The organism is Vibrio sp. 10N.247.311.49 (genome assembly GCF_041467655.1).
Classification (GTDB): Bacteria; Pseudomonadota; Gammaproteobacteria; order Enterobacterales; family Vibrionaceae; genus Vibrio; species Vibrio crassostreae_C.
Map to the genome: position 1 here is coordinate 139,308 of NZ_JBFSVA010000008.1, position 13,882 is coordinate 153,189.

Annotated in this window: 17 protein-coding genes; 8 read left to right on the plus strand and 9 right to left on the minus strand. The window is 44.0% G+C overall.

All coding sequences use genetic code 11. The features are described 5' to 3' along the window. Positions 1-15: 15 nt before the first annotated feature. Positions 16-501: a hypothetical protein gene (locus tag AB6E54_RS10515; RefSeq protein WP_017064306.1), complete on the plus strand. Its 486-nt coding sequence runs from the start codon at positions 16-18 to the stop codon at positions 499-501. 133 nt (positions 502-634) lie between these two features. Here AB6E54_RS10515 and AB6E54_RS10520 read toward each other — a convergent pair whose 3' ends face one another. Continuing rightward, positions 635-1,261 carry a hypothetical protein gene (locus AB6E54_RS10520; RefSeq protein ID WP_017067957.1) on the minus strand — a complete coding sequence of 209 codons (627 nt, stop codon included), beginning with the start codon at positions 1,259-1,261 and terminating at the stop codon, positions 635-637. A 175-nt stretch (positions 1,262-1,436) separates the two neighbouring features. Between AB6E54_RS10520 and AB6E54_RS10525 the strand changes: the two genes are divergently transcribed. Continuing rightward, positions 1,437-2,543, plus strand: a complete 1,107-nt coding sequence (locus AB6E54_RS10525; protein ID WP_017062764.1) for a 1-acyl-sn-glycerol-3-phosphate acyltransferase — start codon at positions 1,437-1,439, stop codon at positions 2,541-2,543. Between the two features lie 167 nt (positions 2,544-2,710). Here AB6E54_RS10525 and AB6E54_RS10530 read toward each other — a convergent pair whose 3' ends face one another. Beyond that, complete coding sequence (locus tag AB6E54_RS10530) at positions 2,711-3,310, minus strand: hypothetical protein (RefSeq protein WP_372106920.1); 600 nt, start codon at positions 3,308-3,310, stop codon at positions 2,711-2,713. Positions 3,311-3,413: 103 nt separating this feature from the next. Here AB6E54_RS10530 and AB6E54_RS10535 point away from each other — a divergent pair, with 103 nt between their 5' ends. After that, positions 3,414-3,710, plus strand: coding sequence for a YnjH family protein (locus AB6E54_RS10535; RefSeq protein ID WP_102332681.1), 297 nt, complete (start codon positions 3,414-3,416; stop codon positions 3,708-3,710). Between the two features lie 36 nt (positions 3,711-3,746). Here AB6E54_RS10535 and AB6E54_RS10540 read toward each other — a convergent pair whose 3' ends face one another. Next, positions 3,747-4,046 (minus strand): YfcZ/YiiS family protein, encoded by a 300-nt coding sequence (locus tag AB6E54_RS10540; protein WP_017062761.1) that lies wholly within the window; start codon positions 4,044-4,046, stop codon positions 3,747-3,749. A gap of 530 nt (positions 4,047-4,576) precedes the next feature. Here AB6E54_RS10540 and AB6E54_RS10545 point away from each other — a divergent pair. Then, positions 4,577-5,038 (plus strand): TetR/AcrR family transcriptional regulator, encoded by a 462-nt coding sequence (locus tag AB6E54_RS10545; RefSeq protein WP_004731875.1) that lies wholly within the window; start codon positions 4,577-4,579, stop codon positions 5,036-5,038. Positions 5,039-5,452: 414 nt separating this feature from the next. On the opposite strand, the gene AB6E54_RS10550 is transcribed toward AB6E54_RS10545, so the two are convergent. The 6 genes from AB6E54_RS10550 to AB6E54_RS10575 all read right to left on the minus strand — a co-directional run bounded on the left by AB6E54_RS10550 (position 5,453) and on the right by AB6E54_RS10575 (position 10,317). After that, positions 5,453-6,235, minus strand: a complete 783-nt coding sequence (locus AB6E54_RS10550; RefSeq protein WP_017062759.1) for a heme ABC transporter ATP-binding protein — start codon at positions 6,233-6,235, stop codon at positions 5,453-5,455. Then, complete coding sequence (locus AB6E54_RS10555; RefSeq protein ID WP_017064312.1) at positions 6,235-7,272, minus strand: iron ABC transporter permease; 1,038 nt, start codon at positions 7,270-7,272, stop codon at positions 6,235-6,237. Before AB6E54_RS10555 ends, AB6E54_RS10550 begins: the two co-directional genes overlap by 1 nt. Before the next feature lie 103 nt (positions 7,273-7,375). Further along, on the minus strand, positions 7,376-8,263 hold the full coding sequence (locus AB6E54_RS10560; RefSeq protein WP_017062757.1) for a hemin ABC transporter substrate-binding protein: 888 nt from the start codon (positions 8,261-8,263) through the stop codon (positions 7,376-7,378). A gap of 148 nt (positions 8,264-8,411) precedes the next feature. Beyond that, positions 8,412-8,825, minus strand: coding sequence for a biopolymer transporter ExbD (locus AB6E54_RS10565; RefSeq protein WP_017062756.1), 414 nt, complete (start codon positions 8,823-8,825; stop codon positions 8,412-8,414). After that, a complete protein-coding gene (locus AB6E54_RS10570) occupies positions 8,822-9,523 on the minus strand; it encodes a MotA/TolQ/ExbB proton channel family protein (RefSeq protein WP_017064315.1) in 702 nt (233 codons plus the stop codon). Before AB6E54_RS10570 ends, AB6E54_RS10565 begins: the two co-directional genes overlap by 4 nt. 2 nt (positions 9,524-9,525) lie before the next feature. Continuing rightward, positions 9,526-10,317, minus strand: coding sequence for a TonB family protein (locus AB6E54_RS10575; protein WP_372106922.1), 792 nt, complete (start codon positions 10,315-10,317; stop codon positions 9,526-9,528). Between the two features lie 161 nt (positions 10,318-10,478). Here AB6E54_RS10575 and hutW point away from each other — a divergent pair, with 161 nt between their 5' ends. From hutW to AB6E54_RS10595, 4 genes are all read left to right on the plus strand, one after another. Then, positions 10,479-11,888 (plus strand): heme anaerobic degradation radical SAM methyltransferase ChuW/HutW, encoded by a 1,410-nt coding sequence (gene hutW / locus AB6E54_RS10580; RefSeq protein WP_372106924.1) that lies wholly within the window; start codon positions 10,479-10,481, stop codon positions 11,886-11,888. Between the two features lie 48 nt (positions 11,889-11,936). Beyond that, positions 11,937-12,458 carry a heme utilization cystosolic carrier protein HutX gene (hutX, locus tag AB6E54_RS10585; protein WP_016784265.1) on the plus strand — a complete coding sequence of 174 codons (522 nt, stop codon included), beginning with the start codon at positions 11,937-11,939 and terminating at the stop codon, positions 12,456-12,458. A 155-nt stretch (positions 12,459-12,613) separates the two neighbouring features. Beyond that, positions 12,614-13,144 (plus strand): heme utilization protein HutZ, encoded by a 531-nt coding sequence (gene hutZ / locus AB6E54_RS10590; protein ID WP_004731858.1) that lies wholly within the window; start codon positions 12,614-12,616, stop codon positions 13,142-13,144. A gap of 113 nt (positions 13,145-13,257) precedes the next feature. Then, complete coding sequence (locus AB6E54_RS10595; RefSeq protein WP_048610703.1) at positions 13,258-13,818, plus strand: ATP--cob(I)alamin adenosyltransferase; 561 nt, start codon at positions 13,258-13,260, stop codon at positions 13,816-13,818. The last annotated feature ends 64 nt before the right edge of the window (positions 13,819-13,882 follow it).

Below are 13,882 nucleotides of genomic sequence, written 5' to 3' on the forward strand. Positions count from 1 at the left end.
AGAGGTCAGAGGACTATGCTAAAGAGCGCGATACCAGCGACGTTGATCATGGCAGCATGTAGTATGCCTGCGTATGCTGAGTGTGATTTTTTTAGCTTAGATTCAATCATGCTGACTTCTGATGAAGATGACAATTGTCTAGATTTCTCGACCAGCATTGAGTCTTTTGGCCAACGTATGATGGAAATCAGTGGGCTGAGCGATGATGAACCGGAAAGCACACCGGACTATTGGTCTGACTGGGTTCTTCAAACCAAAGACTCGCCATTGCTGACACAAAGCATTGAGTCAAACTATGTTGGCTTGGGTATGTGGTTTCCAGAAGACCTTGAAGATGAGCAGTATGATATGTCGACTGAAGAGTGGTTGATGAATCATGGTCTTCAACTCAGCATCGGTTTTGGCGAGAAAGTCGAAGGGCAGCCGCGTATGCGCTTTGATTATCGTTGGCACGACTCACGTGACGCCGACCTAATGATGCAGGTTGAGTTGCCATTTTAGACAGGCAGATACACAGATAGATTGCTATCTACGTCTAAATAGTAAGAATTAAAAAAGCCGCAAAAACTCAGTTTTTGCGGCTTTTTAGTATCTGGCTTGCGAGTTTTAATACCAGCACTCACTTTCCGCCAAGCTATAAATCTTCACCAAAAACAAGCATACACAGTTGCTCGAACTCTTCTTCTTTACCTGAGAACAGATCATCAATCACAAGTGAACGTTTTTGACCTGACTGCATGCGTTTCTTCGCTTCTCGCATCACCATCACCAGAGTGTGCTCTTGTGGCAGGTTTGAATCATCAATGTTCCATTGATTGAATCGCTGAGAAAGAGCACTTTCACAAAGCAGTGGTTTAAACGACAACACTTCTTGCTTTAATACAGAAAGCATATCTTTAAACGCTTGTTCCGTATTATTGGCATTGGAAGCGCGAGCTTTGGTTTGCTCTAGTTTTTCTAGTAGTGCCGAAGAGAGGTTGGTTTGCGTAATGTAACCCGCTTGTCTTGGGAATGAATCCGTCAAACGAACAGAAAAATCGACACGGTTAACCTGAGTGTTTGGAAAGTAGGTCAGTGACGTTAGGCAGTCGTGTGGAATCCAGACGCTTTGTCCTGGTTCAACGGCATACTCTTGTTTGCCTAACTTAATCAAAACCAAGCCACTTTGAACCGATACAAGGCTATGTTTAAGTACTTTCTTGCGTGGTGTGATCACCAAGTGTGAAAAGTAAGCCGATGTATATTCAATAGCGAAGTTCATAGATAGTACCTTAATTTTGGGGCGTCAAGATTACCGTTAATCTTAAAGAATGCCAACAATAACAGGGGATTTTCAATGTTTCTGGTCTGACCTTGTCAAAAGTATGGGCTCTGTAGCTGCGAGAAGTCAAAACAACGCGTAGAATGAGCCAGCTTTTTATTATATGAATTAAAAAATGACCTCTCCAACCGATCCATATGTTGATATTCGTCCTTACGGCGATGATGAAATTCCAGCGGCACTAAACCGTCTTATTAATGATGAAGAATTTATCAGTGCAATCTTGCACTACCGTTTTTCAAACCATGCGTCTTGGTTCAAAGCATTAATGAGCCCGATTTTGCGTGTGTACTTAAAAATGAAATGGAGCAAGCTGACTAGCGTTGAATCCATTCAGATTGAAGTGAAAAAGTACTTACGCGACACGTTAGCGAAAACCACTAACGGTGTGACGTACACGGGTATCGAGTCACTGGATGCGAACCAAGCTTATCTGTTTGTATCAAACCATCGTGACATTGCTATGGATCCTGCGTTGGTAAATTACGCTCTGCATCAAAATAATCATCAGACTTGTCGTATCGCTATCGGAGACAACCTGTTGAAAAAGCCATGTGCGACTGAATTGATGCGTTTAAACAAGAGCTTCATCGTAAAGCGTTCTTTGAAAGGACCGCGTGAGATGATGAAAGCGCTAGGGCAGTTGTCTTCTTACATTAAGCACTCTCTAGAAACGGGCAACTCAATCTGGATCGCTCAAAAGGAAGGTCGTGCGAAAGACGGTAACGATTTTACTGAGCCAGCAATTTTGAAAATGTTCCACGTTGAAGGACGTAAGCAAAAAATTGCTTTCCCTGAATACGTGAAGTCATTGAAGATTGTTCCTGTGGCTATTTCTTACGAGAACGACCCATGTGACACGGCTAAAGCGATAGAGCTTTTCGAAAAAGACGTAAACGGCAGTTACGAAAAGGGTGAGTTTGAAGATATCGAAAGTATCATTCAAGGCATCATCGGTGATAAAGGACGCGTTCACGTTGGTTTCGGTCAGGTTATCGACCAAGATTTTGATACGCCTGAAGCGCTTGCTGAAGAGATCGATCGTCAGATCCACGATAACTACAAACTGTTCCCAGTAAACTTGCTGGCAGCAGAAAAAGAAGATGAGTCGATTACAGCGGCCGTTAAACAAGAGTTTGAAGCTAAACTGTCGAGCCTGCCACAAGGTGCGCGTCAGTATTTGATCGATAGCTACGCCAACCCAGTGAAGAACATTGGTTAACGAGCGTTAGTTAGCTTGCTAGTTGATTAGCAACTTGATTGAATTGAAAAAGGAGCCTTGGGCTCCTTTTTTGTTTCTGAATCACCATTTGTTGCTGCGATCGAGCATTAACGTATTAGAGCATTAGAGCATTAGAGCATTAGAGCATTAGCCTGAATTAGCCTGAATTAGCGAGCGACTGCACCACCGAGATCTAGATTGGTTGGCCATTTGGTTACGGTGTTGCCGCCCAGATAGATGTTGCCTTTGACTGTCATGGTCTCGGGGAATGTTGTAATCCCAGAACCGCCTATATAAAGGTCGCCGTCAATCACGATCCCGTTGGGTAACTCGGTTAAAGGAGTGCGGATCACGCTCAGATCGCCTTTTACTCTAAAGCCATTCGGTAGCCTTTCCAGTGGAGTGTCGGTGAGGTTGATAAAGCCGCCCACTCTTACACCTCTTGGCCAGCTGGTGATTTGGCTGCCAATCAAGTTGACGTAACCTTTTATCTTAACCCCGCTCGGGACTCGAGCGAGTTGGCTGTTAGAGCCTTTAAGGCTGCCGTTCACTTCTAACCCTTTGGGTAGGCGTGTGATCGCAGTATTCTCTATATTGAGATTACCATCTACCACCAAGCCAGTTGGAAGTGATCTATAAGGCTTATTTCGTAGATATAAGTTTCCGTAATTATCGAGATGGTTCAATATTTGATAGTGATCGAGTGGTTCAGCACTGACATTTGTTATGGTTAAGGAACCAATAATAAGTGCAATTATTCTGAGCATAACAGGCTTCTTATTACGATAGACGCTTACACTATAATGGAAAAATTAATCTCGCATAGTGTTTTACCCATTTGGCGGTAGATTAACGAGGAATGGAGCAAAGATGATAGGTAAATCAATGATTAGAGTAAATATACGAATTATTAAGGTCTTTCTGATAGCCGCTTCATTGTTTGGCTCAATGTCTGCGAGTGCCAATAAAGTAATTTCAACGCCCGGTAAAGCTGCGGTAGTGGTGACACAAGGCAGTCAACAGCAACGAGTTTGTTATTATGATGACAAGGCTTATAGTATTGGGGCAGTGTTAGAGGTAGGGGGCGTAGTGATTCAGTGCGCTGCAGAAAATGATTTTGAGCAAAATGGGTCACTGGCTTGGGTTCAATTAAAAAAAGACGAGTAATTCACTCGTCTTTTAATAAGCATATAAATGCTTATATTAACGCGCTAGAGAGCGAGTCTTAAGTTCAAAAATAATCTTCTCAGCGCTAACTTCAAATTTAAAGCGAGCGTGCAACTCTGTGCTTTCTTCAGTCATCTCTGATGCTTCGAACTCAACGTTGCTAGACACTTGTTTAGCAAGTTCAACATACTTAGCAAACTCAGCTTCAATCAGTGCTTTTGAGTTTCCGTAAACCGTTACTTCAGCAACATCGTCGCCTTCTTTAATGATGAACCCGATTTCGCCTGCACAGCCGCAAGCCTCACATACATCGTTGTTACCAATATCTTGGCTCATAAATAATCCTCTTACAAAGTCTGAGGTTATTCTAACGAGCAATTTGAACTGTATCTACAAAAATTAAAACCTTTGAACTAATTTATACTGGTATGCTATGTTGTTTGTTAAGGTGTTTGATGAATATCTATATTTGCGCCGCCAAATATGTATGTGATTTACCTCACGTTTTGTTGAAAAGGAATGTTATTAATATGTCAGAATATCATTCACTTAGTTGCGCCAGAAATGATTTTATAAGACTATCTATCGCTTGATAGGTATTTATACAATGAATTTTTCGTTGGGTATTTCATATTCTAAGTAGTTATTTAAACTTATCGACTTAGGATTGTAAGGTGATTTTCGAAGAATAATTAGACAAAGTGTCCAAAGAGGCATCACTGTAAAATTGTTCGTACATAGTATTTGTGTGAATTTAGTTATAAATACTTGCGAAAAAATACCTTGCTCACATAATGCTGATAACGATTTTCATTCTGACTTCATTTGATTGAGTTAGATGGATTTACAAAGAGAAGAGCCTGAATATGCCAAAGCGTAGTAAAGAAGATACAGAAATCACGATCCAGAAAATCATGGATGCCGTTGTAGACCAGCTACTAAGATTGGGTTACGACAAGATGTCATACACGACGTTGAGTCAACAAACGGGTGTTTCTCGTACAGGTATAAGTCATCACTTTCCAAAGAAAACGGATTTTACTGCTGCTCTAGACGGTCGTATTTTCAAGATGTTCATGGAACACATTGACTTCGAAAATGGCCTTGACGCATTTTCAGCTAGCTGGGTTGCAGCACTTGAAGACGCTGAGTTCCTAGCAATCTTACGTTTACTTTTCCATCATATCGTTACTGCTGAGAGCGCACATGAGTTCGCTGCAAACGGTATTGATCGTCTATACAAGCTGACTGAAACTCAGTTTGGCGATACTAGCGGTAAAGAACTAGAGTGGTTGATTGGTAAATCATTGATTCGTATGAGCCAATAATCAGCACTCAATAAAAGAAGCTCCTGCGGGGGCTTTTTTTGTGCCTGCAATTTCTCTTTCTCTTTCTCTTTCTCTTTCTCTTTCTCTTTTTCTCTCGAACTCATATCGCTTCTGCTATCTTGCTTTGTGCCAAATGAAGTTATTTCTTTTCTTTTTATATGCTTACGCTCGAGTCTTACATTCAACCTCAATTGCGAAAAGCTTAGCAACACTAACTGATTATGTTTATTTCTAGAGCCTCAAACGCTCTGGGTGAGCCGTTTTATAGCTTATTGCTATGGTTACTAACAAAATTGAGTTTAAGGCGAGAGAGAGGCTGTGAGCCAATAAAAAAGCCTCGACTAAATCGAGGCTTTGAATGGTGTCGGCGTTAGAAGGAACGAATACTCTAAATGCGCCAGTTTTTGATTGTGGTTATTGTGCGGGATGAACCTGAGGGAAGCTCATGGTTGGGTGTTTTTCTACGATACTTTTGTAACCATACACATCTTCTATCATCGAAGGTTTCAGTGCATCCCAAGGCTTGCCATCACACACCAAATTGCCATCTTTCAATACCACCAATCGATCGGAATACTGCGCGGCTAAGTTGAGATCATGCAAAACCACGATAACCGCGGCATTGTGGTTATCGGCTAATTCTCTCGCAATCTTTAAGGTGTTGTGCTGGTGGGCAAGATCCAGTGCAGAGGTTGGTTCATCAAGCATCAAAATACATTGGTCACCAGAGTGGTGAAGCTGAGTTAACACTCGAGCCAAGTGCACTCGCTGCTTTTCACCGCCTGATAGCGAAGGATAAAGTCTTTCACTCAGGTGAGTCACATCAGCAACATCCATTTTTTGGCTAGCAATGCTGGTCAGCTTCTTGTTGGATTCTTGCAGAGGAATCCCACCAAGCTCGACAACTTCATGTGCCAAGAATGGGAAGGTCAATGTGCTGTGTTGAGGAAGCATAGCAAGGTGCTTCGCTAACTTTTGAGAAGGCCACTTGTCTTTACTGTGTCCAAAATACTGGATATCGCCGTTGCTTGATATCTCTTGGCACAAAGCTTTAAGCAGCGTGCTTTTACCTGCGCCATTTGGCCCAAGCAGTGTGGTTACCTTTCCCGCTTCAATCTCAATAGAAACGCCATCTAATATCACTTTACTGCCGAACTTCACTTCGATATCGGTCGCTTTTAAAGCTGAAGGAAACATTAAAGGATTCTCCCTTTCTGTTGAAATAGTAGATATAAGAAGAATGGGGCGCCGATAATCGCAGTGACAATACCAACAGGAAGTTCAGCCGGAGCAAGTACCACACGTGAGAACATGTCTGCGGCGGTTAGCAGCAGTGCGCCTAGTACCGCTGATAGTGGCAACAGAACTCGGTGGTCAGGGCCTGCCAACATGCGACCTAAATGTGGGATAACCAATCCAATAAAACCAATCATGCCAGACAGGCTAACTGTGATACCAACGCCCGCAGCCGTCAGTAGAATCAGCTTTCGTTTCAGCTTTTGAACTGGGATACCAAGGTGTTGCGCTTCTGACTCGCCCAGTAATAGAGCATTTAGAGACATCGCTTGGCGGTAGAAAACAACAAACAAGCCAACGAGCGTGACAGCTGCCAGCAAAATTCCTGACCACTTAGCGCCCGCCAATGAACCCATCGACCACAATGAAAGATCGCGCAGCATTTGGTCATCAGCAATGAAATTCAAGAAGCCAATACCTGCGCCAGAGAGCGCACTGATCGCCACACCCGCCAACAACATGATGGTGACAGAGGTGCCGAATTTACCTGTACCCAGCTTATACACCAGCAGCGTGGTTAAAGCGCCGCCAAGAAAAGCGAACACAGGAACCGCAGCAAAGTTCATGAAAGCAGGGTATTGAAGCGATAGCTCAGAGAACAAAACGATAGCCAGTGCAGCACCTAATGCTGCGCCCGCAGACACACCTATGATGCCAGGTTCTGCAAGTGGGTTTCGAAACAAACCCTGCATCACTGCACCACACAAGGCGAGGATCGCACCAATCAGCATGCACAAGATGGTTCTAGGTAAGCGGATCTCTTGAATCACTAAGTTGATGTGAGGTGCTAAGTCATTGTTTGGTTTAATTAAGCTTGTGGCGCTGTCCGCTAAGCTAATGTTCATTGGCCCAACAGTGATCGAGTACAGCGCGACAAAGGCTAGGGTTGCACCTAGAGCTAACATCGACGTTTTCAGTGGGACGGAGCGTAACAACATAAAGGGCCTCAATATCTATCGCTAACTTCGACCTCCTTCAACAACAGCGTGAGTCAGTTGGTGAGGGAAGCGAATTAGCGATAGCAGAAATAGGGTGGTTGAGTTATAGCGGGTAGATAAGTGCGTTTAGACGCTTTGCTTCAGAGAGGCTTTCTAGGCCAAGCCCGCCAACCAAAGCACTGCCATTTACGGTAATGATTTGCTTGTTCATACCTGCAGGCGTTGCCGCTAGCATAGGCAGTGATTTCAGGATGGCATCTGCGCCGCCCATTTTTTGATAACTACGGCCGCTTACTAAAATGACATCAGGTTGCATCTCAACGAGTGATTCCATTGAAAGTGGCTTGTAAGACGTTAAGCTCTGAGCGGCAGGGTTGATACCGCCAGCTAACTCGATGATTGCGTTTGGTGATGTTTCACCGCCAGCAACGTTGGCAGGGCGACCTTCATGCAGCAACAGGAATAGAACTTTCTTCGCTTCGTTGCTTGGTACTTGGTTCGCTTTCAGTGCTGCGATCTTTTGATTCACATCGGTTTTCACTTGCTGCGAGTGGTCTTCGGTATGGGTGATCTTTGCGATTTGGTCGATACGCTTTAATAGCCCTTCCACGTTTGCTTCAGTGTTAACAATCTCTACATCGACGCCTGCCGATTTTAATTGAGAGATAGCGTTGTCTGGTCCCATTTCATCCGAGCCAATCAATGTGGTTGGTTCTAGGGCAAGTAAGCCTTCCGCAGACAGGTTTCGGTGATAACCAATCTTTGGCAGGTTTTCTCCTTGAGGGAAGTGGCTGGTCACATCAATCGCGACTAACTGCTCTTCGGCACCTAATGCCAAAACCAATTCAGTAACGGCACTGCCAGCACTGATGATTCGAGGTTGTTCAGCGTCGTTGGCCATTGCGGGTGCGCTAAGTGCCAGGCTGATTGCAGCTAATGAAAGAAGAGGTGTCTTGGTCTTTAATTTATTGAGCACGTTTAAGTTGTTCATAATAAGTTCTTTATATTTTCTTTTTGTATCGCGAAGATACTCAGTGAGCAGTCCGTTCGCATTGTGAGTTCGAATCGATAGAGAGGCTTAGTCTGCTTGTTTAGTTTTATCAACCAGAAGCCAAACCTCGTGAAAATTGAGTGTCGCTCTAGCCATCGTCCGTGAGCAATTGAGTCGCTGGTATTCCGTTTTCTTGAAGGAATGAAAGCAACTTCACTAGGTTCTCCACGTTAGCGGCTTTATCTGCGCCAATGATGATCGGTTTTTTATCCGTTGAACCAGTCTCTTCTAACAGGGCAATCTTGAAATTTTCCCAGTCGATGTATTCTTGGCCGTTAATTGCCCAGTAGGGTTCGCGGTCTAAAATATTGACGCTAATCGAATCCTTGTGGACTTCAGAAACGTTTTTGACATCCGAGCTTGGCAGCTCAACTTCCAGTGACTCCAGCTTTACTGATGCCGTAAGCAATAGAAAAACCATCACGATAAAAATGATGTCGAGCAGCGGTGTTAAGTCTGGCGCTAGGCTCTGTGTGTGAGATGAGTGGGGCGTTTTAATCATGCTTGACTCACATCACCGATAGAGGTTTTGTTGATAGGCTTACCTTGAGTATCATCAGACTGATTGGTTTGAATCGACATACCTTCTAGCCACACATTCACATAGTTCAATGTATGCTCCAATTGAGCCAGCACTCGATCGGCCCATAGCCCTAGTAGCTGAGCACCAGAAATAGCAGGAAGCGCAATCATCAAACCTGCTGCTGTGGTTCGCATTGCTAATCCAAGACCATCTGCCAAATCATTAGGCGTGATGCTGCCTGTTGTCGCGGCAACGCCTTTAAACATCTCAATAAGACCAAGTACCGTACCAAGCAAGCCGATGAGTGGGCTGATCACGCCGATCAAACCAAGCAGTCTTAAACCTGCATGAAGCTGGTGGCGTTTTTCTTGTAGCCAGATCCCAGCGGCATCTTCACGTAACCCTTTTGAGAAAGAGTGGTGAGCAAGCAACATTGACACGCCCTTGTACAAGAGCGGGCGTTTACCTGAAATCGACTGAGCAAGCGCTTCAATCTCTTTGCTGTTGGTTGGTGAAATTTGGTTAAGCTCACGACGAATAGCACGTTTGCCCACACCAATGCTGAGCATGACTTGGAAGACACGTTCAGCGATGATCATTGCTGTTAATGCTGAGCAGATAAGAAGAGGCCAAGTCATTAAGCCAAGTTGATCTTGTAAGTAACTGATTTGTTGCATGATTAATCCAACCTAAAACGAACAGGTATTTGTACTCGGTGAGCAATCGCTCGACCATTGACAGTGTGAGGTGAGAATTTCCATTGTTTAATGGCATCTAATGCGGCGTTATCGAGCATTAGCGCGCCTGATGAATTTACTAATGCTTGTTTAATTTGTTTGCCTTCAGCGTCTAGCCAGATCTCATACGTTGCGACACCCTCAACGCCACGGCGTCTTGCTTGGCGAGGGTAATTCGGTGGGGTAGGACGCGCAGAGAACGAAGGTTTAGTGACCAAAACCGGCTCTTGGTTTGATACGCCTTGATTTACTTCCTGAGGCTGGTTGGTAGACTCGTCCATATTCTTATCGACTTTCTTGTCGGCCAGTTTCTCTGGTTGAGTGGCTGGTTTTGGGCGTTCTTTCTTAACTACCTTTTTCTCAGTTACTGGTTTCTTTTGAACCGGCTTCTTCTCGACAGCCTTTTGCTCAATCACTTTTTTCTCAACTTTCTTTGGTTGAGGTTTATTGGTGATCGCTTTTTTCTTTGGGGTTGGCTTAGCTTGCTTTGGCTCAACCGTTTTTGGTTCGGCTTGTGAGACGGTTTCTTTTATTGGCTCAGGTTTAACTGGCTCTGTGATTGTTTTTTGCTGAGCTTGTGAAGGAACGCTCTTAGGAGTGAAGTTGATCGATACCGTGTTCGATTGGCTACCTGCAGGCATCGCAAATACTTTGGATTCTTGAGCGACAAACAACAACGCGGCATGAATCACTAACGATGCACCGCCTGCAATAACATATCTAGGAACGTTCACAATCAATCCTTTACCAAATCAAAATTCTGTATCGGATTATTGCTTAGAATCTAAATAAGATCAATTATCAATTGCATTATCATTTACGTGTATTTATGATTCTCTCAGTTTTTAGCGAATAGTCTTCCAGACTTTGCTATGTAAGTGTTTAGAGAGATTATATGAGTCTTAATATTTATAAATTTGACGAATCAATCTTGGGCATTTCTAGCCCTGATCCGCTTCGTTTTGCGTTTGCGAAAAAGCATTCTGCACACGCCGGAGGAAGTTCAATTCCGGTCGACCCCAGTAAGAAGTTAGAACTCTTTGACGAACTGATGCTGAGTGAAGGGAAAAAACAGGATAAGCGTTGCTTGTATATCCACATTCCTTTCTGTCGTGTGCGTTGTACGTTTTGCAATTTCTTCCAAAATGCCGCAAGCCGTAAATTGGTGGATGAGTATTTCGATGCACTGATGGTCGAGCTAAAGCAGAAAGCCAAAACACCTTGGGCTCAGTCTGGACTATTTCACGCCGTCTATATTGGTGGCGGAACTCCCACCGATTTGTCGTCTCAACAAGTTGAGCAGCTGGGTAAAGCGATTCGTCAATATTTCCCACTAGCAAACGATGTTGAGATGACATTGGAAGGGCGCATCAATCGATTTGGTGACGAGATGTTTGATCGTGCGCTTGAAGGTGGCTTCAATCGTTTCTCGTTCGGTATTCAAAGTTTCAATACTCAGGTTCGACGTAGTGCTAAGCGCCTAGATGACCGAGAGGTTGTGCTAGAACGTATCAGTTCACTAAGCCGCACCGAGCAAGCGCCAATCGTTCTTGATCTGTTATACGGATTACCACACCAATCTATGGAAGTGTTCCAACAAGATTTAGAAGACTACATGTCTACTGGCGCACACGGCATTGACCTCTACCAACTGATTGTTGCGGGCAATGCACCTATGCTTAATCTTGTTGAGAAAGGAAAAATCCCACCGCCTGCGAATACGCCAGATAAGGCGAGCATGTATTTGGCGGGTGTGGAGTTCATGGCAAAAAATAAGGTCAAGCAACTGAGCGTAAACCACTGGACTCGTGATAACCGCGAACGCAGCATTTACAACAGCTTAGCGAAAACTTATGCCGAAGTTCTACCCATTGGTTGTGGCGCTGGTGGCAACATCGGCGGTCATGGTGTGATGCAGCATCGAACTTTAGACAGCTACATGGAGTCTATAAAGCAAGGTCAATTACCTATTGCCATGATGACTAAGCAAAGCTCATTAGAGCCTATCTTCTCAACATTAAAGGCAGGTTTCGATTCTGGTGTTGTTAGAAGAAGTACGCTACCGAGCTTTATGGGACAAGACACGTTCGACTACCTCAAGCCTTTGTTCGCGCATTGGGAAAAGAACGGTTTAGTTGAGCTTTCGGAAGATTATCTGAGCCTGACTATTGCTGGCAGCTTTTGGGCGGTAAGCCTAGCGCAGAGTGTGATTCAAGTGCTTAACGCTGAATACCAAGCTATGCACCCAGCGCCTAAAGCGTCAGGTTCGGGCGTACACCCGCATGCAAGTTTGAAGCACGCTTAATATCGAATTTTTAGTTTATAACTTACTCGTTTATACGGAACATATTCAATGACAGATACAACATTAGAAATGACAGAAACTCTAGAACAACGCGTAGCTCTAATTTTAGAAGAAGAGCCAAAACTACTGCCAACAGCAATTGCTGAGAAGCTAGGTGTTTCAGAGGTTGAAGTGGTTGCTGCTTTTCCAAACGACATGGCGGTAATGCTAGATGGCAGCCGTGCTCAAGAGATTCTAGAAGGTTTAGTGGGTTGGGGCCCTGTGACCACTATCGTGCATTCATTTGGTTCTATCTTTGAAGTTAAAGCGCCATTCCCGAAAGGTAAGGTAGCGCGTGGTTACTACAACCTAATGGGCAAAGAGGGCGAGCTTCATGGTCACCTTAAACTTGATAACGTTAAACATATCGGTTTGGTGAGCAAGGCGTTCATGGGTCGTGAAAGTCATTACTTCGGCTTCTTCAGTGAAACCGGTGAGAACATTTTTAAGATTTACCTAGGCCGTAACGAAAAGCGTGAGCTTATTGCCGACCAAGTAGAACGCTTCAAAGCGCTAAAAGAACAAGCTTAAGTTCAATTTACAGTAAATAATCAGCAGCAATCTTACATAGGGTTGCCAACTGGCTTAAACAAGACATCAATGCTCGAGGATCGTTTAGTTCGCTAATGATCGCTCAACCTTGGGCAAAAATAATAAATCAGAGAAAGTGAAGAAAGGAATTATCCATGGAACAGCAAGTAAAACAAGAACGTCTACAAGGTCGCCTAGGTCCAGAAATTAAAGAGTTTCGCCAAGAGCGCCGTACCCTTCAACTTGCAACGGTTGATGAAGAAGGTCGCCCGAACGTAAGTTACGCACCTTTCGTTCAGAACCAAGAAGGTTACTTTGTTCTAATTTCTGATATTGCTCGTCATGCTCGCAACTTGAAAGCGAACCCTCAGGTCTCTTTGATGATGATTGAAGACGAAGAGAGCTCGAAGCAACTTTACGCACGTAAACGTTTAACGTTTGATGCTCAAGCAAGTGTTGTGGAGCGTGAAACGGAACTTTGGACTCAAGTGATTGGCCAGATGCAAGAGCGTTTTGGTGAAATCATTGATGGTTTGAGCCAACTTCAAGACTTCTCTCTGTTTAACCTTAAAGCTGAGAACGGCCTGTTCGTTAAAGGCTTTGGTCAGGCATACCAAGTGTCAGGCGACGATCTGGTGGATTTCGTTCACCTACAAGAAGGTCACAAAAAAGTATCTAACGAGTAATCTCGTTTAATCGATTTCTTTAGGAGCCCTCCAATGTGAGGGCTTTTTTATGTCTAAATCAAAGAGTTTGGTATATTGGCGTTTGATGACTATTTATATGTAAGGATCGGTACGTGAAACCAGTAAGTCGAGATTGGGACGAGTTCTGTTACCCGTTTATTTATGAAGACAGTCCTATCTGTGATTTTGAGATTTTGTCGGATGAACTTTGTTGCCGAGTTGGATTGGTGTTGTCTTTAGAGCTAGAGCCTCAGGTTCGTGAGATCCTGCAACGCTTGCAGCCAAACATCTACCATTTGAATGGCTCTGTGCGCGGTAAGCTTGCCATCACCGAGTCTGAATTGGTCGAGCTCAAGCAAGATTATCATCGTATCCGTGAGCAGTTAGAAGGGGGGTTTAAAGGCTTTGTCTTACCCGGTGGACACCGAGTGTCTAGTGAACTTCACTTGTGTCGTTGTCAGGCTAAGAAAGTTGTGCGAGCTTTGGTGAGTATTGAACATCATGAAAGCAAAAAGTCGCCAGACCCGATTCTTTTTAAATACGCCAACCTAGTCGCGAACACTCTCTATGCATTGGCCTCTTTTACCAATCATGTGAATGAAGTCGAGGAAGTGGAATTTGTGAGTAAGAGCTACTCTATGCCGAAAAAGTCTATGCCAGAAAACAAAGACTAACGGTTAGCTCTATTCTTATTAAGATTTGAAGAAAGAAGAGACTAAGAAGCTAAACCATTGAGCA

Bases quoted from the DNA above. Each gene is read 5' to 3' on its own strand.
- AB6E54_RS10515 (WP_017064306.1), top strand. From the start codon at position 16: ATGCTAAAGAGCGCGATACCAGCGACGTTGATCATGGCAGCATGTAGT.
- AB6E54_RS10520 (WP_017067957.1), bottom strand. From the start codon at position 1,261: ATGAACTTCGCTATTGAATATACATCGGCTTACTTTTCACACTTGGTG.
- AB6E54_RS10525 (WP_017062764.1), top strand. From the start codon at position 1,437: ATGACCTCTCCAACCGATCCATATGTTGATATTCGTCCTTACGGCGAT.
- AB6E54_RS10530 (WP_372106920.1), bottom strand. From the start codon at position 3,310: ATGCTCAGAATAATTGCACTTATTATTGGTTCCTTAACCATAACAAAT.
- AB6E54_RS10535 (WP_102332681.1), top strand. From the start codon at position 3,414: ATGATAGGTAAATCAATGATTAGAGTAAATATACGAATTATTAAGGTC.
- AB6E54_RS10540 (WP_017062761.1), bottom strand. From the start codon at position 4,046: ATGAGCCAAGATATTGGTAACAACGATGTATGTGAGGCTTGCGGCTGT.
- AB6E54_RS10545 (WP_004731875.1), top strand. From the start codon at position 4,577: ATGCCAAAGCGTAGTAAAGAAGATACAGAAATCACGATCCAGAAAATC.
- AB6E54_RS10550 (WP_017062759.1), bottom strand. From the start codon at position 6,235: ATGTTTCCTTCAGCTTTAAAAGCGACCGATATCGAAGTGAAGTTCGGC.
- AB6E54_RS10555 (WP_017064312.1), bottom strand. From the start codon at position 7,272: ATGTTGTTACGCTCCGTCCCACTGAAAACGTCGATGTTAGCTCTAGGT.
- AB6E54_RS10560 (WP_017062757.1), bottom strand. From the start codon at position 8,263: ATGAACAACTTAAACGTGCTCAATAAATTAAAGACCAAGACACCTCTT.
- AB6E54_RS10565 (WP_017062756.1), bottom strand. From the start codon at position 8,825: ATGATTAAAACGCCCCACTCATCTCACACACAGAGCCTAGCGCCAGAC.
- AB6E54_RS10570 (WP_017064315.1), bottom strand. From the start codon at position 9,523: ATGCAACAAATCAGTTACTTACAAGATCAACTTGGCTTAATGACTTGG.
- hutW (WP_372106924.1), top strand. From the start codon at position 10,479: ATGAGTCTTAATATTTATAAATTTGACGAATCAATCTTGGGCATTTCT.
- hutX (WP_016784265.1), top strand. From the start codon at position 11,937: ATGACAGATACAACATTAGAAATGACAGAAACTCTAGAACAACGCGTA.
- hutZ (WP_004731858.1), top strand. From the start codon at position 12,614: ATGGAACAGCAAGTAAAACAAGAACGTCTACAAGGTCGCCTAGGTCCA.